Annotated in this window: 16 protein-coding genes; 12 read left to right on the top strand and 4 right to left on the bottom strand. The window is 74.9% G+C overall.

Annotated features, from left to right (window positions below; all coding sequences use genetic code 11):
• The first annotated feature begins 141 nt into the window (after positions 1-141).
• The 3 genes from ACFY4B_RS32020 (at position 142) to ACFY4B_RS32010 (ending at position 4,248) form a co-directional block, all read left to right on the top strand.
• Positions 142-1,194: a carbohydrate ABC transporter permease gene (locus ACFY4B_RS32020; protein WP_117489729.1), complete on the top strand. Its 1,053-nt coding sequence runs from the start codon at positions 142-144 to the stop codon at positions 1,192-1,194.
• On the top strand, positions 1,191-2,183 hold the full coding sequence (locus tag ACFY4B_RS32015) for a carbohydrate ABC transporter permease (protein WP_387973875.1): 993 nt from the start codon (positions 1,191-1,193) through the stop codon (positions 2,181-2,183). The genes ACFY4B_RS32020 and ACFY4B_RS32015 overlap by 4 nt, the downstream gene beginning before the upstream one ends.
• A 535-nt stretch (positions 2,184-2,718) precedes the next feature.
• Positions 2,719-4,248, top strand: coding sequence for a DUF4153 domain-containing protein (locus ACFY4B_RS32010; protein WP_387973872.1), 1,530 nt, complete (start codon positions 2,719-2,721; stop codon positions 4,246-4,248).
• A 129-nt stretch (positions 4,249-4,377) separates the two neighbouring features.
• On the opposite strand, the gene ACFY4B_RS32005 is transcribed toward ACFY4B_RS32010, so the two are convergent.
• Positions 4,378-5,925, bottom strand: coding sequence for an MFS transporter (locus tag ACFY4B_RS32005; RefSeq protein ID WP_049653101.1), 1,548 nt, complete (start codon positions 5,923-5,925; stop codon positions 4,378-4,380).
• Between the two features lie 344 nt (positions 5,926-6,269).
• Here ACFY4B_RS32005 and ACFY4B_RS32000 point away from each other — a divergent pair, with 344 nt between their 5' ends.
• From ACFY4B_RS32000 to ACFY4B_RS31990, 3 genes are all read left to right on the top strand, one after another.
• Complete coding sequence (locus ACFY4B_RS32000) at positions 6,270-6,941, top strand: TetR/AcrR family transcriptional regulator (protein WP_387973869.1); 672 nt, start codon at positions 6,270-6,272, stop codon at positions 6,939-6,941.
• A 129-nt stretch (positions 6,942-7,070) separates the two neighbouring features.
• Positions 7,071-7,769 carry a ribonuclease HII gene (locus tag ACFY4B_RS31995; RefSeq protein ID WP_049653099.1) on the top strand — a complete coding sequence of 233 codons (699 nt, stop codon included), beginning with the start codon at positions 7,071-7,073 and terminating at the stop codon, positions 7,767-7,769.
• 101 nt (positions 7,770-7,870) lie between these two features.
• Positions 7,871-8,524, top strand: coding sequence for a hypothetical protein (locus tag ACFY4B_RS31990; protein WP_387973867.1), 654 nt, complete (start codon positions 7,871-7,873; stop codon positions 8,522-8,524).
• 146 nt (positions 8,525-8,670) lie between these two features.
• Here ACFY4B_RS31990 and ACFY4B_RS31985 read toward each other — a convergent pair whose 3' ends face one another.
• Complete coding sequence (locus ACFY4B_RS31985) at positions 8,671-9,327, bottom strand: hypothetical protein (protein ID WP_387973864.1); 657 nt, start codon at positions 9,325-9,327, stop codon at positions 8,671-8,673.
• 427 nt (positions 9,328-9,754) lie between these two features.
• Complete coding sequence (locus ACFY4B_RS31980; protein WP_117491988.1) at positions 9,755-11,950, bottom strand: RecQ family ATP-dependent DNA helicase; 2,196 nt, start codon at positions 11,948-11,950, stop codon at positions 9,755-9,757.
• 229 nt (positions 11,951-12,179) lie between these two features.
• Here ACFY4B_RS31980 and ACFY4B_RS31975 point away from each other — a divergent pair, with 229 nt between their 5' ends.
• On the top strand, positions 12,180-13,748 hold the full coding sequence (locus tag ACFY4B_RS31975; protein WP_387973861.1) for a DUF4192 domain-containing protein: 1,569 nt from the start codon (positions 12,180-12,182) through the stop codon (positions 13,746-13,748).
• A 34-nt stretch (positions 13,749-13,782) separates the two neighbouring features.
• Here ACFY4B_RS31975 and ACFY4B_RS31970 read toward each other — a convergent pair whose 3' ends face one another.
• Positions 13,783-15,096, bottom strand: a complete 1,314-nt coding sequence (locus tag ACFY4B_RS31970) for an alpha/beta fold hydrolase (RefSeq protein WP_387973858.1) — start codon at positions 15,094-15,096, stop codon at positions 13,783-13,785.
• A gap of 762 nt (positions 15,097-15,858) precedes the next feature.
• Between ACFY4B_RS31970 and ACFY4B_RS31965 the strand changes: the two genes are divergently transcribed.
• From ACFY4B_RS31965 to ACFY4B_RS31945, 5 genes are all read left to right on the top strand, one after another.
• On the top strand, positions 15,859-17,985 hold the full coding sequence (locus ACFY4B_RS31965) for a glycogen debranching N-terminal domain-containing protein (protein WP_380778325.1): 2,127 nt from the start codon (positions 15,859-15,861) through the stop codon (positions 17,983-17,985).
• 191 nt (positions 17,986-18,176) lie between these two features.
• The gene (locus tag ACFY4B_RS31960; RefSeq protein ID WP_049659772.1) at positions 18,177-18,935 is read left to right on the top strand and encodes an NUDIX domain-containing protein; all 759 of its coding nucleotides are present in this window, start codon (positions 18,177-18,179) and stop codon (positions 18,933-18,935) included.
• Positions 18,936-19,142: 207 nt separating this feature from the next.
• Positions 19,143-19,421 (top strand): hypothetical protein, encoded by a 279-nt coding sequence (locus ACFY4B_RS31955; RefSeq protein WP_387973855.1) that lies wholly within the window; start codon positions 19,143-19,145, stop codon positions 19,419-19,421.
• A 319-nt stretch (positions 19,422-19,740) separates the two neighbouring features.
• Positions 19,741-21,375 carry an ATP-binding cassette domain-containing protein gene (locus ACFY4B_RS31950; RefSeq protein WP_387973852.1) on the top strand — a complete coding sequence of 545 codons (1,635 nt, stop codon included), beginning with the start codon at positions 19,741-19,743 and terminating at the stop codon, positions 21,373-21,375.
• A gap of 3 nt (positions 21,376-21,378) precedes the next feature.
• A complete protein-coding gene (locus ACFY4B_RS31945; RefSeq protein WP_387973849.1) occupies positions 21,379-22,284 on the top strand; it encodes a hypothetical protein in 906 nt (301 codons plus the stop codon).
• Positions 22,285-22,431: the final 147 nt, after the last annotated feature.

Below are 22,431 nucleotides of genomic sequence, written 5' to 3'. Positions count from 1 at the left end.
GGCGCCGCCCTCGGGGGCCCACCCCGTGGAGCCGGTTCCGGGGGGTCGGCCACACCGAGGACCACCTGTCGCGGGGGGGGGGGGCCCACCCACCCGCACCCCCCGCCCCCCTTCCCACCACACCCGAAGGGAAGCGCAGCCATGTCCGTAACCGGATTCCCGTCACCCGTCGCCGAATCGGCCGCTGGGAGGCTGGTCGCCGAGAACCTGGCGGTCGGCTCCTGGAACGACGCGGCGGTCAAGTTCGGCAACACCTTCGGCGCCGTCGCGGGCTTCCTGGGCATCCTGCTGGTGGTCTTCCTGGCGGCCGGTCGGGCCCGGGGCCGCCTGGCCCGGCCGCTGGCGGTCGCGGTGTTCCTCGGCCCGGCGGTGCTGCTGCTGGCCGTCGGCCTGGTCGTGCCGCTGGTCCGCACGGTCTACCTCAGCCTCCAGAACGACGACGGCACCCGGTTTGTCGGCGGTGAGAACTTCGGCTGGGCCCTCACCTCCGACTCGGTGCAGAAGGTGCTGGTCAACACGCTGCTCTGGCTGGTGGTCGCGCCGCTCGTGGCGACCGGGCTGGGACTGGTGCTGGCGCTGCTGGTCGACCGGATGCGCGGCCAGTCGGTGTACAAGTCGCTGATCTTCATGCCGATGGCGATCTCGCTGGTCGGCGCGTCGATCATCTTCAAGTTCGTCTACGAGTCGCGCGGGCCGGGCCAGCCGCAGATCGGCCTGCTCAGCCAACTCGCCGTCGCCGTGGGCTGGGACGATCCGCCGAACTGGCTGCTCTCGCAGCCGCTGAACACCTTCCTGCTGATGGCGGTGATGGTCTGGGTGCAGACCGGCTTCGCGATGGTGGTGCTGTCGGCGGCGATCAAGGCGATCCCGGACGAGGTGGTGGAGGCGGCCCGGCTGGACGGCGCGAGCGGGGTGCGGCTGTTCTGGTACGTCACCGTGCCGATGATCCGCACCACGGTGATGGTCGTACTGACCACTGTCATGATCATCACCCTGAAGGCCTTCGACATCGTCCGCACCATGACCGGCGGGAACTTCGGCACCCAGGTGCTGGCCAACGAGATGTACTCGCAGTCCTTCGTGCAGTTCAACTCCGGCCGGGGCAGTGCCCTCGCGGTGCTCCTCTTCCTCGCGGTGCTGCCGCTGGTGGCCTACAACATCGTGCAGCTACGGAAGGAGCGTGAGGTCCGGTGACCGGGACGGGCGGCCGGGAGCGGCCGGTGGAGTCGGTGCGGTCGGTGAAGGCGGCGCGGTCGGTGCGGCCGGTGAAGTCGACGCGGTCGGTGCAGCCGGTGCGGAAGGCCTTCAGCAGTCCGCTGGCCTCGGTGTTCGTGATCGCGATGACGGTCCTCTGGACGATCCCGACGCTGGGCCTGCTGGTGACTTCTCTGCGCCCCAAGCAGGACGTGACGACCAGCGGGTGGTGGAACGCCTTCCTCCATCCGGACCTCGGCCTCGGCAACTACCACTCGGTGCTGTTCGAGGGCGGGTCCGGCGCCTCCACTGGCCTGATGCCCTTCCTGGTCAACTCGCTGGCGATCAGCGTCCCGGCGACGGTCTTCCCGCTGGCACTGGCGGCGATGGCGGCGTATGCGCTGGCCTGGGTGCGGTTCCGGGGGAGCGACGCGGTCTTCTTCACGGTGTTCGCGCTCCAGGTGGTGCCGCTCCAGATGGCGCTCATCCCGCTGCTGCGGCTGTTCGCCGGCGGTGCGCACCTGGGCTCGCTGACGCTGATCCCGGCGGTGGACCTCAAGGGCAGCTACGCACCGGTCTGGCTGGCGCACACCATGTTCGCGCTGCCGCTGGCGGTGTTCCTGCTGCACAACTTCATCGCCCAGCTGCCGCGCGACCTGATGGAGGCCGCGGTGGTGGACGGCGCCTCGCACTTCAAGATCTTCCGCTCGATCGTGCTGCCGCTGTGCACCCCGGCGCTGGCCTCGTTCGCGATCTTCCAGTTCCTGTGGGTCTGGAACGACCTGCTGGTGGCACTGACCTTCGCGGGCGGCACACCGGAGGTGGCGCCGATGACGGTGCGGCTGGCGCAGCTGTCCGGCTCCCTCGGCGGGCGCTGGGAGCTGCTCACGGCCGGGGCGTTCCTGTCGATCATCGTTCCGTTGATCGTCTTCTTCAGTCTCCAGCGCTACTTCGTCCGGGGGCTGCTGGCCGGATCGGTGAAGGGGTAGCCAGGGGAGTCCTGTGGTGGTGAGGGCATTCTGAACACGTTCGAAACTGATTTTTGAACTTGTTCAGAATGGTCTACAGTCGGCAGCGGCCGGGCGCTGAGCGCGCCGGTCCGCGGACCGCCCGATGGGTGGCGTCCGCATGCCTGCCGACCACTGAGGGGGACTCATGCCAGGCCCGTCCACGCCTGCCCCGTCCGATTCGCCCGGTCCGACCGAGTCGGCCGACTCGACCTCGCCGGGGTCGACTGAGTCGCTCGATCCGACTGGGTCACCTGACTCGACTGGGTCGCCCGACTTGATCGCGCCGGGGTTGACCGAGTCTCCTGACCTGACTGGGGCACCCGACCTGACCGGGTCGCCCGATCCGGTCACGCCGGGATCGACTGGGTCACCCGACCCGACCAGGTCGCCCGATCCAGTCGCGCCGGGGCCGACCGAGTCGTCCAACCCGTACGACGCGTTCGACCCGTACGGTCCGTACCGCCCGACGGGCACCCGCCCGCAGAGCAGGCCGGGCCCGGGCCGGGCGCCCGGCGTGGCTGTGCCCTCGCCCCCCGCGTGGCTGGCCCCCAGCGCCCCCGAGCGCCGGGCGGGGGCCACCCCCAAGATCCTCTTGGCGGCCCTGCTCACCGGCCTGCTGACGGCCTGGCTGCTCTACGACGGCCTGGGGCCCAACCTGCTGCTGCTCGGCTCCGCCACCGCTGTCGGGGCGGGGATCGCCGCCCGGACGGCCGGGCGCCGGATCCGGCCCTGGACGGCGGTGTGGAGCCTGCTCGCCCTCGCCCTGCTCGCCGTCCCGGCCCGGTGGGACGCCGGCTGGCCCGCGGTGCCGGCCGTGGTCGGTGCGCTGGCGCTGGCCTCGCTGGCGCTGCACGGCGGCCGTCGCTGGCCGGGTGTGCTGTTCCCGCTGCCCGGCATCGTGTGGCAGCTGGTGTCCTCGGTGGTCTGGGTCTGGGAGAGCATGGACCGGCGGCCGCTGCCCGGCCGCGACCGGATCGTCCCGGTGCTCAAGGCGCTCGGGGTCGCCGCCGCCCTGCTGACCGTCTTCGGCCTGCTGTTCGCCAGCGCCGACGCCGCCATGGCGGATCTGCTGGGCGGTCTCAGCCCGGATCTCGACCTCGACCAGCTCCCGGGGCGCGGCGCGTTGTTCGTGCTCGGAACGGTGACCGTGCTGGGCTTCGCGCATATGGCCGCCGGCCCGCGCCGCTGGGACCGTACGGTGATCCGGCCGGGCCGGGAGCGGCGGCGGCTGGAGTGGGCGCTTCCGCTGATCGGGCTGAACCTGATGTTCGGTGTCTTCGCGGTGATCCAGGCCGTGGTGGTGCTCGGCGGAGCGGACGCCGTGCTGAGCAACACGGGGATGAGCCGCTCCGAGTACGCCCGGCAGGGCTTCTGGCAGCTGAGCGTGATCACCGTGCTGACGCTGGTTGTAGTGGCGGTCGCCAACCGCTGGGCGCCGCGCACCACCGTGGCCGACCGCCGGGTGGCGCGGATCCTGCTCGGACTGCTCTGCCTGCTGGCGCTGGCCGTGGTGGCCTCGGCGCTCGGCCGGATGTGGTTCTACGTGGACGCCTCCGGGCTCACCCGGCTGCGGCTCTGGGTACTGGTGGTCGAGGTCTGGCTGGGCGCCGTCTTCCTGCTGCTGATCGCCGCCGGGCTGACCCGCCGCGCCGGTTGGCTGCCGCGCGTCGTCGTCCTCAGCGGGATGCTCACCGTCGCGGTCTACGGCCTGATGGGCCCGGACGCGATCGTCGCCGAGCAGAACGTCACCCGGTACGAGCAGGCCCTGCGGGACGACCCGCGCACCGCGGCCATCGACCTGCGCAACGTCCGCGGGCTTTCGGCGGACGCGGTGCCTGCCCTGGACCGGCTCCCCGAGCCGCAGCGGAGCTGTGCACTGCAGCTGATCGGGCAGGGCCTGGGGGCGGAGTCGAAGCCCTGGTACGCCACCAACCTCGCGGCCACCCGGGCCCGGGAGATCCTGGCGGAGCGGCCGAGGGTCGACTCGACGACGGTCGGCCGTACGGCCTGCGATCAGGCGGGGCTGGCGTCCGAGGCCTGGTAGGCCGCCCGAGGGTGGAGGCGGGGGCCGCGGACAGCGGTAGGGCCGGCCAGGAGCGTGCTGCTCCCGGCCGGCCCTTGGCGTCGTGCGGCGCCGGTCCGTCACCTGCGGCGTCGGCGCGCGGTGGCGGCGTCAGTGCATCGCGACGGCGGAGGAGCCGCTCGGCAGGTCGCTGGCCTTGGCCTTGATCACGAAGACCGCGACGAGCAGGGCGACCGCCGCGAGCGCGGCGCCCACGATGAAGCCGTGCGAAATGCCCTGGGTGAGCACGGTGTTCGCGGCGTCGGTGCCCTGCGGGAACTCGTGGTGCTGCTGGAGGTAAGCCAGCTGCTCAGGCTTCGCGCTCTCCATGAACTTCGGCAGCTGCACGGCGGCCTCGGCCGTGGCGTAGTGCGCGAAGACCGTGGTCAGGATCGACAGGCCGAGCGAACCGCCGATCTGCTGCATCGAGTTGAGCAGGCCGGAGGCGGCGCCGGTCTCCTCGCCCGGGACGCCCGCGACCGCGAGCAGCATCACCGGGACGAAGATCAGACCCATGCCGAAGCCGAACACCACCGTGGGGCCGAGGACCCCGTCCAGGTAGCCGCTGTCCTTGCTCATCTGGGTCAGCCAGGTGAGGCCGACGGTGACCAGCAGTGCGCCGCCCGCCATGAAGGGCTTCGGGCCGTACTTGGCCTGGAGGTTGGAGGCGATCTGCGCGGCGATGATGATCGCGACGCTGATCGGGAGGAAGGAGACGCCGGCCTTCAGCGGGCTGTAGCCGAGCGGACCCTGCACGAACAGCACGACGTAGAAGAAGATGCCGAACATGGCCGCCGCCAGGCAGAGCATCATCACCAGGCCGCCGGTGCGGTTGCGGTTGGCGAACAGGTGCATCGGGGTGATCGGCTGGTCGGTGCGGCTCTCGACCACGAGGAAGGCGGCGAGCAGGATCGCGCCGGCCGCGAAGGAGCCGAGCGTGATGCCGTCCGACCAGCCGTCCGAGGCGGCCCGGATGAACCCGTAGACCAGGCCGACCAGGCCGAGCGTCGAGGTGAGGGCGCCGGGGAGGTCGAAGCGGCCCGGGTGGCGCTCGGACTCGGCGATGTGGCGCGGCGCGGCGATCGCGATCAGGATGGCGATCGGCACGTTGACGAAGAACACCCAGCGCCAGTTCAGGTACTCGGTGAGCAGACCGCCGGCCAGCAGGCCGATCGCGGCGCCGGAACCCGCCACCGCCGAGAACACGCCGAACGCGCGGTTGCGTTCCGGTCCCTCGTCGAAGTTGGTGGCGATCAGGGCGAAGGCGGTCGGGGAACAGATCGCGCCGCCGATGCCCTGGAGCGCGCGGGCGGCCAGCAGCAGGCTGCTGTCCTGCGCGAAACCACCGAGCAGTGAGGCCAGGCCGAACAGCAGGGTGCCGAAGATGAACACCCTTCGGCGGCCGAGGATGTCGCCCGCTCGACCGCCGAGCAGCAGCAGCCCGCCGAAGGTCAGGGTGTAGGCGTTGATGACCCACGACAGGTCGGTGGTCGAGAAGCCCAGGGCGTCCCTGATGTGCGGCAGTGCGATGTTCACGATGGTCGCGTCGAGGACCACCATGAGCTGGGTGGCGGCGATGACGGTCAGGGTGATGCCCTTGCCCCGCCCCTGGTTCGTCCGCGGTGGTGGGTTCTTGCTGAGCGTGTCGGAGATAGCCACGAATGTGCCCCCTGCTGGCTATGTGCTCGGTGGTGCGGGGCCGGCGGAGTCGCCGGTCCGGGCATGGCACTGCGCCCTTGCGCAGGCCGAGAAGGAACGGGATCGTTCACTAAGCGGGACGATATCCTGGCCGTGATTGTGAACGCAAGCGTTCCTTAAGGGTGGTGGCGATGGAGCGGTTGGTGCGACGCCTGGTGGCGGACCGGTCCGGTCGGTCGCCGGGTGGTTCGGCGGGGCCGGCGCCCGGAGAGGCGGCTGTTCGGCCCGAGGTCCTCCGGCCTGAGGCCGTGCGGTCCGGGGCTGTCCGGTCCGGGGCCGTTCGACCGGGGGAGGAGGGTGTCGGGGTGGCGTCAGGGGGGTCGGGCGCCGGGTCGGGCTCGGGGCCGGGTGGCGAACCGGGCTTCTGTCCGGTGCGGGCCGCCCGCCAGGCGCTGACGCGGCCGGCGCGGCGCCGGGGGAAGGAACTGGAGAACGCGATCTTCGAGGCCGCCCTCGACCAGCTCACCTCCGGCGGATACGCGCGGCTCACCATGGAAGGGGTCGCCGGCGCGGCGCGGACCGGGAAGGCCGCACTCTACCGGCGCTGGGCGTCCAAGGACGAACTCGTCATCCACGCCCTGGACGCCACTCTTCCACGCCCTTACGACACCCCCGACCTCGGGTCCGCGCGTGACGAACTCCACCGGCTCATCGAGGGGTTCACGCAGGCGATGGCCTCCCCGACGGGCTCCGCGCTCAACGCGCTGATGGGCGAGATCGACCAGGAGCGGGCCGAGGTCTTCAAGGCCTTCATCACCGACCGGGTCATCGAGCCGACCGCGCGGACCATCCTGGAGATCCTGCGTCGCGGTGCCGAGCGCGGCGACGTCCGGCCCGGTGCGGCCACCCCGCTGGTGGCCGACGTCATTCCGGCGGTGCTGCTCTACCAGGTCAAGATCCGCGGGCTGGAGAACATGGGGCCGGGGTTCGCCGGTCGGCTGGTGGACGAGGTGCTGGAGCCGATGATCCGGGCCTGAGGCGGTCGGTGCCGGGCCCGGGCACTGCCGGACCCGGTGCCTCCCCCGGACCCCTCCCTCCCGGGAGGCGGATTCGGCGGTCATGAGCGGGCTTAGGCTGGAGGCTGCCCCCGCTGAACGGATTACGCCATGCCCATCGTCCCCCCGACGCACTCCGTCGAACGCTCGCTTCGCCGGGCCGGCGCCAAGATCGTCGTCGGTCTCGACGAGGTCGGGCGCGGCGCCTGGGCCGGGCCGGTCACCGTGGGCGCGGCCGTCACCGGTCTGCGCAAGGCGCCGGAAGGGCTGACCGACTCCAAGCTGCTCACCGAGCTGCGCCGTCGCGCGCTCGCACCCGTCCTCGCCGACTGGGTCACCGCGTACGCGCTCGGGCAGGCCACCCCGCAGGAGTGCGACGAGCTCGGCATGACGGCGGCGCTGCGGCTGGCCGCCGTCCGCGCGCTGGAGGCGCTGCCGGTCGAACCCGACGCGGTGATCCTGGACGGCAAGCACGACTACCTCGGCGGACCCTGGCGGGTGCGCACGGTGATCAAGGGCGACCAGTCCTGCATCTGCGTCTCCGCCGCCTCGGTGCTCGCCAAGGTCCACCGCGACGGCCTGATGGCCGAACTGGGCGAGGGATGCCCGGACTACGGCTTCGCCGACAACGCCGGCTACCCGTCCCCGGTGCACCGTGCCGCGCTGGAGGAGTTCGGCCCCACCGAGCACCACCGGCTCTCCTGGGCGTACATGGACGGACTGCCGAAGTGGCGCCATCTCAAGCGCGTTCGGGAGGGTGCGGGCGACGGCCAGGGGTCCGCCGACGAACAGTTGACGCTCGGTTTCTGACGGTCCGTCTGGAATTGCCCCGGGAGGGGGCGGCAGGAGGCCGGCGCCCAAGGGGTGGGGTGCCCGTGCGCGTCCGACCGGCATTTGATAGATATCCGGGTATGCCTGTCTTCCCCGAGGAGCCGGAGATTCACGAGAGCCTCCCGGGCCCCGGCGTTCCCTTCCTCCGCGAGTCGGACGCACAAGCCCCCGCCACCGCACCCACCACCGTCGTCGCCCCGGCTCCGGTGCCCGGACCCCGTCCGGCGCCCCCGCGCCCGGCCCCGCCGCGCGCCGCCCGTCCGGGCCCGCCGCAACTGGTCCCCAAGCCCGGGCCGGCACCGCGCCGCCCGGCCCCCGCCGAACCGCGGGTGGAGGTCCAGCGGATCGCCGCCACCCCGGCACAGGCGGTGGAGCGCGCCGACGACGCGGTCGACCTGCTGCTGGAGTCCGGCCGCACTCCGGGCGACATCCTGGTGCTGACGGTCGGCGAAGCGCACCCCTGGCAGCAGCACGAGCTGTCCTTCGGTGAGGAGCGCTACTGGGCGCAGCTCGCCGAGGGCGGGGACGTGTTCTACGCGGATGCCGCGCTGACCCGTCCGGTCCGTCGCGAGGTGGTCGTCCTGGTGGTCAACGGCGGACCGTCCGCCCGGGCCGCCGAGGCGTACGCCAGGGCGCTCGACCACGCGACCGCGCTGCTGGTGGTCTGCGGCGACGCCGGCCCGGCCGCGAAGGGCGCGGCCGGAACCACGCCGGGCCGCCCGGGCAAGGCCTGACCACAGCCGTCCACTTCGGGCCCGGCGCCGCCGTACGGTGCCGGGCCCGAGGTCCGTCCCGCGGCCCCCGGTGGCTGACGGCCGGTGCCGACGGCCGTTGTCGAAGGCCGGTGTTGACGGCCCGACGGCCGAGGGCTGCCGCGGACTCAGCGCGTGCCGGTACGGCGGGTCGGTTCGGCCGCCGCGGCCCGCGTCGCGGCCCACGGGGGTTCGGACTGCGGGGAGCGCGCCGTGTCCTCGCCGCGCTTGGCCTGGTCGGCCGCCAGCAGGCGGGTCTGCTGGCCGCGAGGGGCCTCCAGGGCCGAACGCGGCGGTAGTTCCGTCACGGTGTGCACCGGCCCCTCGGCCCAGGAGCCCGAGTGCGGCTTGCGCCCGCCCCGACCGTCCCCGAGGACCTGCCAGCCCGCCGGGGTGAGTCCGATGTACGCCCCGCAGCGCAGTCCGTGCAGTGCGGACGCGTCCCGCAGCGCCCACATCCAGGCGCCGTCCTGCGCCGTCCAGCCGGGTGCGCCGTCGCGGCAGCGCAGCAGTAGGGCCGTCCGGGTCGGCTCGGGCAGTCGCAGGTCGTGCGGGATGATCCGGCGCAGGTTCGCCAGCAGCGCGTTGCGGTGCTGCCATCCGTCGGTGTCGTGCGGCCAGGGGGTGAACGAGGCCGAGGCGGCGAGGTGGTGGAGCGCGTCCAGGACGGCGACCACGACGGTGCCCGGCTGGGGCAGGTGGCGCTGGTGCAGTTCCACGACGAACTCGCGCGGGTCGCGCAGCAACGGGATCCCCGAGGCGGTCCAGGTCTCCAGGTCCAGCACCCGTCTGGGTTCCGGGCTCCCGGAGAAGGGATTCTGACCTCGGCCGATACCGTTGATCACGATCCTCCTTCCTGGCCCGTGGGCAGGCGGGTGCCTGGGTACGCCGAAGGGCGGGTCCAGCGGACCGGATTTCGGGTACCCCCCAATTCTCGGGGCATCGGGGGCGGAGCGGCAACGATGAAATGATGAACGCCATCCGATAGCCCATGGTCTGCCGGATATGTTCCACAGTCGCCCGACCGCCGTAGAGGTGCCTCCGGGCCTTGATCCACAACGCCCGGAGGGCAGGGTGAGCCGTCGTCGGCACGGGTGACCACTCCTTTCTCGGGCCGTTCGACCGGTGTGATCGAAATCGCTTCGCTTGATCCTTTCTGTTGGGCCATTCGAGTGAACGGGAGGGCTCCTTCGCCGGTTTTCCGGCGTTGGGTCACCCCTGCACGGCCAGCACCAGCGGCAGCACCGCGCTCGCCCCCGCCCGGCGCAGCAGCCGGGCGGCCACGGTGACCGTCCACCCCGAGTCGACGAGGTCGTCCACCAGCAGCACCGGCCCACCGGCGGCCGCCACCGCCTGCTCGACCTCCGGTGGCAGGACCAGCGCGCCGGCCAGCGAGTGCAGCCGCTGGGCGCTGTTGCTGCGGGCGCCGTGCGGGGGCAGCCCGCCGGCGTACTCGATCCGGCCGAGCAGCGGCAGCCGCCCGATCTCGGCGATCCGCGCGCCCAGGCTGCCGACCAGCCGGGGCCTGGCCGAGGAGGCCATCGTCACCACGCCGACCGGCCGGTCCAGCCGGGCTCCCTCCGTGGTCGCGGGCCCGGCCCAACCGCCCGGACCGCGGGCCCAGTCGGCGAGCACCGCCACCAGGGCGTCCACCGCCTCGCCGGGCACCGGCACGTCCGGCGCCTGCTCGGCGAGCAGGGTGCGCAGCCGGTTGCCCCAGCCGATGTCGGACAGCCGGCCGAGCGCACGGCCGGTCTCCGCCTGCTCGCCCGCCGGGATCCGGCCCTTGAGCGGCACCCCGAGCGCGTCCATCCCGGTCGGCCAGAGCCGTCGGGGCTCGAAGCTCACGCCCGGGCGGCCGAGCGCGGCCCGGGCGGCGGCCAGCGCCTCGGCGGAGACGTCCGGGGTGTGCAGCGGCCCCGCGCAGTTGTCGCACCGGCCGCACGGCGCGGCCTCCTCGTCGTCCAGCTGGCGGCGCAGGAACTCCATCCGGCAGCCGGTGCCCGCCGCATAGTCGCGCATCGCCCGCTGCTCCGCCTCCCGGGAGGCGGCGACCTTGGCGTAGCGGGCGGTGTCGTACTCCCAGCTCTGGCCGGTGGCCGTCCAGCCGCCCTTGACCCGGCGGACGGCGCCGTCCACGTCGAGCACCTTGAGCATGGTCTCCAGCCGGGCCCGGCGCAGGTCCACCCGGGGCTCCAGGGCGGCGGTGGAGAGCGGCCGGCCGGCCTCGGCCAGCGCGTCGATGGTGCGGCGCACCTGATCCTCCGGGGGGAAGGCCAGCGAGGCGAAGTAGCGCCAGATCGCCTCGTCCTCGCGCCCGGGCAGCAGCAGTACCTCGGCCCGGTCCACTCCGCGCCCGGCCCGGCCGACCTGCTGGTAGTAGGCGATCGGCGAGCTGGGCGAGCCGAGGTGCACCACGAAGCCGAGGTCGGGCTTGTCGAAGCCCATGCCGAGCGCGGAGGTGGCGACCAGCGCCTTGACCCGGTTCGCCAGCAGGTCGGCCTCGGCGGTGCGGCGCTCGGCGTCCTCGGTGCGGCCGGAGTAGGAGGCCACCGGGAAGCCGCGTTCGCGCAGGAAGGCCGTCACCTCCTCGGCGGCGGCCACCGTCAGGGTGTAGACGATGCCCGAGCCGGGGAGCCGGTCGAGGTGGTCGGCCAGCCAGGCGAGGCGGTGCGCCGGGTCGGGCAGGGAGAGCACGCCCAGGGTGAGGCTCTCCCGGTCGAGCGGCCCGCGCAGCACCAGGGCGTGCTCGTCGGTGGTACCGGTGCCGAGCTGCTCGGCGACGTCCGCGGTGACCCGGGCGTTGGCGGTGGCGGTGGTGGCCAGCACCGGGACGCCGGGCGGCAGGTCCGCGAGCATGGTGCGCAGCCGGCGGTAGTCGGGGCGGAAGTCGTGCCCCCAGTCCGAGATGCAGTGGGCCTCGTCGACCACGAGCAGGCCGGTGGAGGCGGCGAGCTCGGGCAGCACCTGGTCGCGGAAGTCCGGGTTGTTCAGCCGCTCGGGGCTGACCAGCAGGATGTCGACCTTCCCGTCGGCGACCTCCTCCTGGATCGCGGTCCACTCGTCGGTGTTGGCCGAGTTGATCGTGCGGGCCTGGATGCCGGCCCGGCCGGCCGACTCGACCTGGTTGCGCATCAGGGCGAGCAGCGGTGAGACGATCACCGTCGGCCCGGCGCCGCGGGCCCGGAGCAGGGCGGTGGCGATGAAGTAGACGGCGGACTTCCCCCAGCCGGTGCGCTGGACGACCAGGGCGCGGCGGTGGTCGACCACGAGGGCCTCGATGGCCGTCCACTGGTCCTCGCGCAGGGTGGCTCCGGGGCCGGCGAGCTCGCGCAGGACGGCCTCGGCCCGCGCCCGGACCTCGGCGCGGTCGGCGGTGGCGGTGGTGTGGATGTCGGGCTGCTGCATGGCGTCCATGTAACCCCGTACCGCCGACAAGCGACGAATGCCGGGGAGCGGAGACGGGGGAAGGCGGGGTGTATTTCATCCGCTGATCCGCTGAACGGCGGTCAAAATCCACTCGCGGGAGGGAGTGTCGCCTGCTCCGAATGAGTGAGGGAAAATTCGGGGGCGGAGTTATCCACAGGAAAAAAGTCGGTTCCGACGCCGTTCGCGGATTGCGTCCACTCTTGCGGCCATGAACGCGATGAACAACGAACACGTCATTCTGTCCCTCGGACCGGCCTCCGACCACCGGCAGGTCGTCATGCGCGGCCCGGCCGACATGGCCGAGCTGCTTCCGTACTTCCTGGGCTTCTACCCCGACGACAGCATCGTCGCGGTGGGGCTCCACGGCCCTGGCCTGCACCAGGGCGGGGTGATCCGGGCGGACCTGCCGCGGTCGCCCGCGCAGTGGCCGGCCGCGGCGGAGGAGACGGCCGCCCTGCTGGTCGCCCTCTCCGAGCGGCACGGCGCCCGGCCGCTCCAGGTGCTCCTCTACCTCTGCCAGGACCGCGGTACGGCCCACGCCCCGCCGGTGGTGGACGGGCTGCGGCCGCTGGCGGAGGCCCTCCGGGCGGCCTTCGGGCGCCGGGGCGTGGCCGTCAAGGAGGCGCTGTGCGTCTCGGACGGCCGCTGGTGGTCCTTCCTCTGCCGCGGCGACGGGTGCTGCGACGCGGCGGGCAATCCGGTGCGGCGCAGCCCGGAGCCCGGTCCGGCGGCCGCCGCCGCGACGGTGGCCGGCCTGGTGCCGCGCGGCAGCCGCAAGGCCATCATCGGCGGGCTGGACCCGGTCGGTCCGCCGGCGGACGCCGCCCAGCGCGAGGCGCTCGCCCGGGCCGAGGCCGTGGACGCCCTCGCCAGGGAGCAGCGCCTCGCCCTGCTCGACCAGGCCTTCGCCGAGTTCCGGGCCGGAGCCAGGGAACTCGACGCGGACCGGACGGCCCAGCTGCTGCTCGCCCTGCGGGACCGCCTGGTGCGGGACCGCGGCGTCGAGTACGCCAGGCCCGACGAGCTGGCCCCGGCCGAGCGGCTCTGGCGCTTCCTCGCCCGGCGGGCCGTGCCGCCGTACGAGGGCTGTGCGGTGGCCCCGCTCACCCTGCTGGCCTGGACGTCCTGGGTCGCCGGGGACACGGCGACGGCCCGGGTCGTGCTCGGGCACGTCCTGCGGCTCGCCCCGGGCTACCTACTGGCCGAGCTGCTCTACGAGTCGCTCAACGACGGCATGACGCCCCAGGGGCTGCTGGCCGCCGTCGAGGCCCAGCGCCGGCGGCGCGAGGAGCCCGGGGACGCCACGGCCCCGGGCGAGGAAGCGCGGCCTCCGGCGGGCGGAGCGCCGAACGCCGAGGCGCCGCCGCCCGCCCAGGGGGTGCCCCTCCGCGACGACGCGGGCGCCGGGCCCGCCGCCCCGGGCGCCGGCGAGGCCCCCGGTGAGCGGCCCGGGCGGTCGGCTGGCGCGCGGCGGCACCGGCGTGGCGGTCGCCGGAAGGGCTCGTCCACGGCGTCGGTACCGACGGATCCGGGGCAGGGCGCCCCGGACGGCTCGGGAGGCCCGGAGCCGGACGGCGGTGGCGCCGGGGCGGTCGCCCTGCTGTCGGCGCCCGGACGGGCTGTGGCGCCCGGGCACGCCAGGGTGGCCGGGGAGCGGTTCGCCCGGGGCCTGCGGCTCGGCCGGGCGGCGGCCTGCGTGCCCGCCGCCGCCCGGACCGGCCACCACCGCTGCCGGGGCGTCCGGCGGGCGGCGGGAGGAGGCCACCGTGCGCACTGAGCCGCTCCGCGCCGCGGCGCCAGCCCGAGGGCCGCTACGCCTCGCCGTGCGCCATCTTGATCAGGCGGTCCAGCACCGTGCTGCCGCTCATCCGAAGGCCGTCGTGCTCCCACTCGTTGGTGATCCAGGTCCGCAGGCCGCGCACCGCGCGGGCGGTCTCCAGCGAGTCGGCGGTGTCCACGTACATGTCGTCGTGGTACACGGCCGCCACGACCGGCACGGTGTTGGTGGCCAGTCGCACCCGGTCGTACAGGTCGGGCCAGTCGGTGCGGGCGGCGAGCAGGTCCGCGGTCTCCTTCAGCGGGCGCAGCGCCGGGTCGGTGTCGAACATCCAGGGGTAGATCATCTCCCCGGTGAACAGCACCGGCGCGTCGGACTCCAGCGCGGCCCGGGCGTCGAACTGCGGGAACTCCTTGCGGACCCGCTCGGCCGCCCAGGCGGTGCCGCCCTGGTCCACCGACCGCTGGCCGTAGATCGACTCGTGCAGCACCGCGTAGAGCGGGCCGCCCGCGAAGGAGAGCTGTGCCTGGGCGCCGGCCAGGAAGGTGTCGGAGAGCTCGTGCCCGGCCGCGCCCTCCACCCAGGCCTCCTCCAGCAGGTAGTGCAGCGTGCCGGAGCCGTTGCCGCCGCCGAGCAGCATGCCGAGCGCCTGGAACGCCTCGACGGTGAGCAGCCCGCCGTCCGGCAGGGTCGCGGGGGAGTCGGCGAGGTGGGCCGCGATCCGGCGCACCGCCTGGACGTCCTGCGGGAACCGGGCGTAGTGGCCCTCGTTCTTGCCGACCACCCGCGGGTAGGCGGCGCGGTAGACGTCGTCGGCCGAGCTGCCGAGGCCGGAGAGGCCACCGGTGATGAAGGCCTCGGTCAGGCCCTCGGGGGCGATGGAGAGGTAGGTGAGGGTGCAGAAGCCGCCGAAGCTCTGGCCCAGCACGCTCCAGCGCCGGTCGGCGCCGAGCAGCCGCTCGCGGATCAGCTCGGCGTCCCGGACGATCGAGTCCGCGCGGAAGTGGGCCAGGTAGTCCGCCTGCTCCTGCGGACCACCGCGCCGGGCGAGGGTCTGCCGGGTCGCGGGGGTGGACCGCCCGGTGCCGCGCTGGTCGAGCAGGAGCACCCGGTAGTCGTCCAGGGCGCGCTCCAGCCAGGAGTCCCGGCCGAGCGGCCGGGCGGCCTTGCCGCCCGGCCCGCCCTGGAGGTAGACCAGCCAGGGCAGGTCGGCCCGCTCGCGGCCGGCGGCGACCACCTCGCGGGCGTACACCTCGATCTGCTCGCCCTGCGGGGCGGCGTGGTCGAGCGGCAGCTGGAACACGTGGTCGGTCGTGACAATCCCGGGCAGCCGGCTGATGGTGGACATGCAACTCCTCGGTCTCTGCTGGTCACAGCGATGGCGTCGCGGTTCACGGGGTCACCGGGTGCGGGGGCCGCGACCCCCGCACCGTATCCTGGCGGCGGTCGAGCACCGGTTCGACCGCCCCGTCCGTCCGACCGGTCGGCCGACCCCGGCCGACGACCGCCCCGAGCGGGCCCGACGGAGGCCCGCAAGACGAGTGCCGGCCCCGGATCGCGGACGGTGACGCGCCCGCGCCGAGGCCCCGGTGACGTTCCGACGGAAGCTGTACGGCCGCCCGGCAGAACCGTCCCGACCAGCGGCGCAGCGGCGGGGCGTGACCTGGTGGCGGTGCGCGGCGTTCACTCCGGGGGTCTCCGCCCGGTTCGGGCGGGCCGATCACCGGGCGGTGCGGACCAGAGCGCCCGGACACCGGCAGCCGTCGGCGGCCGCGTGCGGCACCATGACCGGTGGCCACCAGGGGGCCGAGCGTCACGGCGGGTGCGGGCCGCGGGGGAAGGGCGTCACCGGCCGACCGGGCCGCCGGACCTGACGGCGTGCCGGGCCGCGGCGAGGGGCCCCGGGAACGAAGGCGCGGCGCGCCGGTACCGGCCCGGTACCGAGCACCGCATGGCACGACCCGTCACCGGGTACGGCCAGAAACGGCACACCCGCCGACGGGACGGCCCCGCCGGCCCGGCATCATCAGCACGCGATCGAGCATGCTCGCGGCCCACCGGCCTGACCCGGCCACCGGACCGCCGAGGGGAGGAGAGTCCGGTGACCGCCATGAGGCCACCACAGGCCATGCCGGCCGAGAGCGTGGTCGGCGCGCCGCCCAGGCCGGTGGGCCGCCACGACCAGGCCCCGGCAGCCGGGCCCGCGGGCGCACCGCTCGGCCCGGGCCGAGCCGCGGCCCCGCCGCGGCCGCAGCCGCCCGCCGTCCACCACGCGGTGATCTGCGTCAACGCCCCGGCGATGGCCGCCTCCGGCCCCGACGGCCAGCTGCGCGGCCACGGCCTGCACGGCTTCTACCGCAACGGCGTCCGGGTGCTCGCCCGGATGGAGCTGCGGCTGGGCGGCATGGAGCCGCTGCCGCTCCAGGGCACTCTGACCAGCACCGCCCAGGCCCGCTTCCTCGGCGCCGTCCGCATCCCCGGCGACCTCGACCCGGATCCGGCACTCACCGTCGAGCGGCTGCGGCACGCGGACGGCGTGGAGACCGTGGTCGTGCGCAACACCGGTCCCCGGCCCGCCCGGCTGCCACTGGAGATAGCCCTCGGCACCGACCTCGGCCCGGTCGCCGAGATCGCGGCCGGGCACCGCCAGCCCGACCTGCCGGGGCAGGTGCAGTCCGCCGGACTGCGCTGGACGGGCCCGGTGCACAGCGCCGTGGTCAGCGCCCAGCCCTCCCCGCACGCCGTCCTGGCCGGCGCCGGCGTGCTCCGCTGGGACCTGGAGGTCCAGCCGGGCGCCCGCTGGTCGGTCGAGCTGCACACCGAGCTGGAGACCGCCGCCGGCGGCCCGCGCCCGCCGGGCGGCCGCGGCACTGGCGCGCCACTGCCCTGGTCCGAGCCGGAGGTCCGCAGCGACGACACCCGGGCCGCCCCACTGGTCTCCCGCTCGCTGGACGCCCTCGGCGGGCTGCTGTTCGCCGACCCGGACCGCCCGACCGACCTCTACCCGGCCTCCGGAGCGCCCTGGCGCTTCGGCCTCGCCCCGGCCGACGCGCTCTGGGCCGCCCGCCTGACCCTGCCGCTCGGCACCCGGCTGGCGGCCGGCACCCTCCGGGCGCTGGCCCGCCGCCAGCAGCTCGCCCCCGCCCCGGGCCGCACCGAGGGCCTGCTGCCCGGCGCCCTGCGCCACGGCGGTCCCGAGCTGCCACCCACCTGCACGGCCACCGAGGCCACCCTGCTGTTCGTCACCGTGCTGGCCGAGGCCTGGCGCTGGGGCCTGCCCCCGGCGGAGGTCGCCGAGCTGCTGCCGACCGCCGAGCGGGCCCTGGCCGCCCTGCGGGAGGGTCTGGTCGACGGCTTCGTCACCGACCTGAGCCGCCCGGCCGAGGAGCGCTCCGCCCACCCGGTCGCCGCCCGCGCCGAGGTCCAGGCGCAGGCCCACCGCGCCGCCCTGCACGGGGCCGAGCTGCTGGAGGCCTTCGGTCGACCGGGCGCCGAGGACTGGCGCGGCTGGGCCGCCGGGCTGCGCCGGCGCTTCCGCGAGCGGTTCTGGGTCGACGACCTCTCCGGCGGCCGCCCCGCGGCCGGGCTGGCCCCGGGCGGCCAGCCGCTGCCCGCCGTCGCCTCCTCCCTGGTGCACCTGCTGGACACCGGGCTCGCCGTGGACGGCGGCCGGCACGAGAGCCTGCTGGACCGCGAGCAGACCCGGCTGCTCGCCCAGCGCCTGGTCGCGCCGGAGCTGGACAGCGGCTGGGGCCTGCGCACCCTGAGCGCCAAGTCCCTCCGCTTCAACCCGCTGGGCCACCGCGGCGGCGCGGTGCGGGTCCACGAGACGGCGCTGGCGGTCGCCGGACTGGCCGAGGCCGGTCACGAGAACGAGGCCGGCACCCTGCTGGAGGGCCTGCTCGCCGCGAGCGCCCACTTCGAGGGGCGCCTGCCGGAGATGTACGCGGGGGAGCAGCGCACCCCCGGCTGCCCGCCGGTGCCGCACCCGGCCGCCTGCCGTCCGGCGGCGGTCTCCGCGGCCGGTGCCGTGCACGCGGTGTTCGCCCTCGCCGGGGTCCGGCCCGACGTCCCGGGCGGCCGGGTGCTGGTCCGCCCGGCCAGCACCGCACCGCTCGGCGAGCTGGAGCTGACCGGTCTGCGGGTGGCGGGCGAGCCCTTCTCCGTCCGGGTGAGCCGGATCGGCGTGGCGATGGTGGAGGAGGCGTCCGAGGACCTGCAACTCGTCGCCCGCTGAGCCCGCCGCGGCCCGCCACCGCCCGTCCGGGCCCGGCGCCGGTGACACCGGGTCACCGGCACCGGTCCCGTCCGCTCCCGGCCCGGCGCGGCCCGTATACGAACCGCGCCGGGTCGGGCGGGGGCCACCGGCCAGGAGCGGCCACGCACGGGCCTGTGCTTATCGTCAGAGAGACGACTATGATCGTCGCCATGTCGCGCTACGATCCGTCGGCCTTCCCCCCGTTCGCTGTCACGGTTGACCTCGTGGTGCTGACGGTGCGCGACCACTCGCTCTGCGCCCTGCTGGTCAGACGAGGCGAGCCGCCGTTCCAGGGGTACTGGGCGCTGCCCGGCGGCTTCGTCCGCCCGGACGAGGGCCTGGCTGAGGCCGCCTCCCGTGAGCTGGCCGAGGAGACCGGCCTGCGCGCCCACACCGCCCCCGGCCAGGACGCGGTCGGCCCCGGTGCGGCCGGCGCCCACCTCGAGCAGCTCGCCACCTACGGCCACCCGCAGCGCGACCCCCGGATGCGCGTGGTCAGCGTCGCCTACCTGGTGCTCGCCCCCGACCTGCCGACGCCCCGGGCCGGCGGCGACGCCAGCGGCGCCCGCTGGGCCCCGGTCGGCGAACTCCTCGGGGAGAACCCGGCCGACGGTGTCCCGCTCGCCTTCGACCACGGCCTGATCCTCGCCGACGGTGTGGAACGCGCCCGCTCCAAGATCGAGTACTCCTCCCTCGCCACCGCCTTCTGCCCGACCGAGTTCACCGTCGGTGAGCTGCGCCGGGTCTACGAGGCGGTCTGGGGTGTGGTGCTGGACCCGCGGAACTTCCACCGCAAGGTCACCGGTACCCCCGGCTTCCTGCTGCCCTCGGGTGGCACGACGACCCGTCAGGGCGGCCGTCCGGCCCAGCTGTTCACCGCCGGCGGTGCGACCGTCCTCAACCCGCCCATGCTCCGCCCGGAGTCCTGACCCCCGCGGGCCCTGTGCCCGGTCCTGTCCCCAGCCCTCCGCCAAGCCCTGTGCCCGGTCCGCCCGGACCCGGTACCGACCCGCCGTTGCGCGGCATCGGGTAGCCGAATGGCCTGGCCTGGCTGCGGACCCGGGGGCGTCGGCGCAGAGTGTCAGTGGACGCTCCGACCGCCCGGGCCGGAGGCCTCCGGCCCAGGGAGTCCCGCGATGGCCATCAAGGACTGCGCCAACCAGCGAATCCTCATCGAGGGGCTGGCGGCGGACTACCAGAGCCTGGACAGGACCACCACCGCAACGGAGAAGGAACTGGCCGAACTGCAGGCCGAGCACGCGGCGCCCGAGGCGATCGCCGCCGTCGAGGAACGGCTGGCCGCCGAGCGGGAGCGATTGGGCGAGATCGTGGTCGAGGGCCAGGCCGCCGTCGACGACTTCCACGCGGAGTGCGGCGGTGAGCAGCTCCCGCCACCGCCCTGGCCTTCCCGATAGGAGCCGCACCCGTCATCGGACACGGAGCCCCGCCCGTCCGGCACCGCCGAAGCCACCGGAGTCACCGAAGCCACCGGAGCCGCCGAAGCAACCGACTCTGCCGGGACCCGGAACGGACCGGTCGACCGTGAATCGCAGGATCGGATTGTCCCCTGATCGGGTGAGGTGGGCAGCCGGTGGGCCCGTGCCGTTCCCGTAATGCCCGGAATAGCCGTCGCCGCCCCCTAATGTGCTGGCGCGGAGCCGCGCGGGTGCATGCCCGCCCGTCAGGGGTGCTCCGCGTCGAACAGCTCGGCCGAGGGCACGGGAGCAACCAGCGATGATCCAGATCACCGGACTGACCAAGGTCTACCGCAAGGGCGCTCCGCCCGCAGTGCTCGACCTGACCTTCGACGCCCGGCCCGGCACGGTGACCGCGCTGCTCGGCGCCGAGGGGGCGGGCAAGTCCACCGCCCTGCGGCTGATGCTCGAACTCGAACGCGGCCAGGGCGTCACGCTCTTCGACGGCCGCCGCTACCGTCGGCTGCGCCACCCCGAGCGCGAGGTGGGGGTGCTGCTGCCCGGCACCGGGGAGGCCGCGGTGGCCGGACATCCGGGCCGCAAGGCGCGCAGCCACCTGCGGATGCTCGCCGCGGCCGTCGGCGTCCCGGCCCGGCGGGCCGACGAACTGTTGGAGCAGACCCGGCTGGCCGCCGTCGCCGGGCAGCGGCTGCGCACCTTCTCGCCCGGCATGCACCGCCGCCTGGCCCTTGCCGCCGCCCTGCTCGGCGACCCCGGCGCGCTGCTGCTGGACGGGCCCGCCGACGGTCTGTCACCGCGCAACGTCGAGTGGTTCCACTCCTTCCTGCGCTCCTTCGGGGCCGCCGGCGGAACGGTCCTGGTGACCACCCGCACGCCGCAGGAGGCCTCGCAGCTCGCGGACCGGGTGGTCACCCTGGACCGCGGTCGACTGGTGGCCGACCAGCCGGTCGCGGAGTTCCGGCGGACCAGGCTCAGCCCCGAAGTGGCCGTCCGGGGGCCGCAGATGGCACGGCTGGCGGACCTGCTGGTCAGCCAGGGCGCGGACGTCCGACGGGACGGCAGCGTGGGCCTCGCGGTGGCCGGCATCGACCGCACCGAGATCGGCGAACTCGCCTACCGCCACGGGATCCTGTTGCACGAGTTGGCGGACCGGGTGGTCGAGCAGCCGGCGCCGCGGGTCGTCCTGCCGGCCGGCTCGGGCCGCTCCGGCCACCTCCGCCTCCACCCGGAACCCGGGGCGGGGCCGGGCCCGGAGCCGGCCGAGCAACCGAACCCGGCACCGAACCCGGAACCGAAGTCAGAGCCAGGCCCGCAGTCGGCCGCCGAGCGGATCCCCGAGCCGGCCGCCGAGCCCACCCCGGTCGGAGCCGTGACGACTCCGGCCGAACCGGCCACCGTCTCCGCCCCCGAAGCGTCCGTCCCCGAAGCCACCGCGCCCGAAGCCACCGCCTCCGTCCCCCGTGCCGCCACCGCCCCGAAGCACAACGCCCCCCGCCGCCGGGAGGACGGCTCCCTGCCCACCCGCGCCCTGCCCGCCGTGGCAATCGCCGCTGCGCTCCCCGCCGCCGCGCTCCCCGTCCTCGGTTCGGCGGGCCGCCGCCCCGGGCCCGTCGGCCGTCGGCCGGAGCCGACCGCGGAGGCCGGGTCCGACGCCCCCGCCAAGCCCGCCCCCGCGCCCATCGTCGCCGTCGACCGGCTCTTCCGCGACGACCCGGCCCCGGTCCTGCCGCATCCGCCCGCCCGGGTCCGGCCGCCGGGCCGCCGGTTGAGCGCCGACGACCTGCTCACCGACGACACCGTCCGCCTCCGTCGCCCCGTCTCGGGCACGAGCGCCGTCCGGGTCTCCACCGCCCAGCCCCCCGCCGCCCCCACGGCCCCCGCCATCCCCGCAGCCCCTGCCCCCGCCACCCCCGACGACCACCGGAGCGAGTGAACCGTGCGTGTCCTGGCCTACGAGCTGCGCCGCCTGCGCGGCCTGCGTTCCACCTGGCTGCTGCTCGCCGCCGTGCTGCTCGGCGACGCCGTCGTGGCCGCCGTCCTGGCGGACCAGGCCCCGGACGGCCCGCTGGCCGCCCCGGCCGGGGTGCGGCTGCTGACCGCCGCCGTCCCGTTGGTCCCGCTGCCCTTCGCGGCGCTCGGCGCCGGGGTGCTGGGCGCGCTTTCGTACGGGCACGAGGTGCGCCACCCGGGGCTGCCGGCCTCGCAGGTGTCGTACCCGCGCCGGGTGCGACTGCTGCTGGCCAAGCTGGTGGTGATCGGGCCGGTGGCGGCCCTGTTGGCGCTGACCACCCTGCTGCTCGACACGCTGGCCGTGCACCTCGCGCTGCCGGACGGCGTCACCGTGGCGGCCTGGGCGGACCCGGCCGCGCTGTCGGACGGGGTGTCCGCGGCGGTGACCGGCGCCGGGCTGTCCGGGCTGTCCGACCTGCCGGGCGTGTTCTCCCCGCTCGGCCTGACGGCCGGTCACGGGGTGCCCGCCGCCCTGCTGGCCTTCGTCCTGCTCACCGTGGTGGCGGCCTGGACCGGGGTGCTGACGGCCTCGCTGACCCGCAGCGCCGCGGCCGGGGTGCTGCTGCTGTGCGCGCTGCCGCCGCTGCTGGAGTCCGGCGTCGCCCTGCTGCTGCGTCACACCGGCAGGCCGTGGCCGGCCCGGGCGGCCGAGCTGCTGCCGTTCCAGTCCGGGATCGAGTGGGCCTACGGCTGGGTGTACGGCGGTGCGCACGAGGCGGTGGCCGGGAGCGCGGCGCTGACCGATCCGGCGCTGCTCGCCGCGGTCGCGGCCCCCGCGGGGCTCCTGCTGCTCGCCGCCCTGCTGGCCCAGGCCCGCCGCCGCGCCCTGTAGACCCGTGGCTGCGCATCGCGCAGGGCCTCCCGCACGGAGCCGCACCCGTGGGCGGCCCTGTCCGGTCCTGCGGAAGCCCCCGGGGTGCGGCCCTGCCCGTGGCTACCAAGATCGACCAGCAGTGACCGTAATGCGCGGTTCTTCCTG

This window comes from Kitasatospora sp. NPDC001261, from assembly GCF_042896795.1.
In the GTDB taxonomy this organism is placed as follows: Bacteria; Actinomycetota; Actinomycetes; order Streptomycetales; family Streptomycetaceae; genus Kitasatospora.
This window is presented reverse-complemented; position numbering and strand designations above follow the sequence as displayed.

Coding starts and splice junctions, on each gene's coding strand:
- ACFY4B_RS32020 (WP_117489729.1), top strand. CDS start 142: ATGTCCGTAACCGGATTCCCGTCACCCGTCGCCGAATCGGCCGCTGGG.
- ACFY4B_RS31995 (WP_049653099.1), top strand. CDS start 7,071: ATGCCCATCGTCCCCCCGACGCACTCCGTCGAACGCTCGCTTCGCCGG.
- ACFY4B_RS31990 (WP_387973867.1), top strand. CDS start 7,871: ATGCCTGTCTTCCCCGAGGAGCCGGAGATTCACGAGAGCCTCCCGGGC.
- ACFY4B_RS31980 (WP_117491988.1), bottom strand. CDS start 11,950: ATGCAGCAGCCCGACATCCACACCACCGCCACCGCCGACCGCGCCGAG.
- ACFY4B_RS31975 (WP_387973861.1), top strand. CDS start 12,180: ATGAACGCGATGAACAACGAACACGTCATTCTGTCCCTCGGACCGGCC.
- ACFY4B_RS31970 (WP_387973858.1), bottom strand. CDS start 15,096: ATGTCCACCATCAGCCGGCTGCCCGGGATTGTCACGACCGACCACGTG.
- ACFY4B_RS31965 (WP_380778325.1), top strand. CDS start 15,859: ATGAGGCCACCACAGGCCATGCCGGCCGAGAGCGTGGTCGGCGCGCCG.
- ACFY4B_RS31960 (WP_049659772.1), top strand. CDS start 18,177: ATGTCGCGCTACGATCCGTCGGCCTTCCCCCCGTTCGCTGTCACGGTT.
- ACFY4B_RS31955 (WP_387973855.1), top strand. CDS start 19,143: ATGGCCATCAAGGACTGCGCCAACCAGCGAATCCTCATCGAGGGGCTG.
- ACFY4B_RS31950 (WP_387973852.1), top strand. CDS start 19,741: ATGATCCAGATCACCGGACTGACCAAGGTCTACCGCAAGGGCGCTCCG.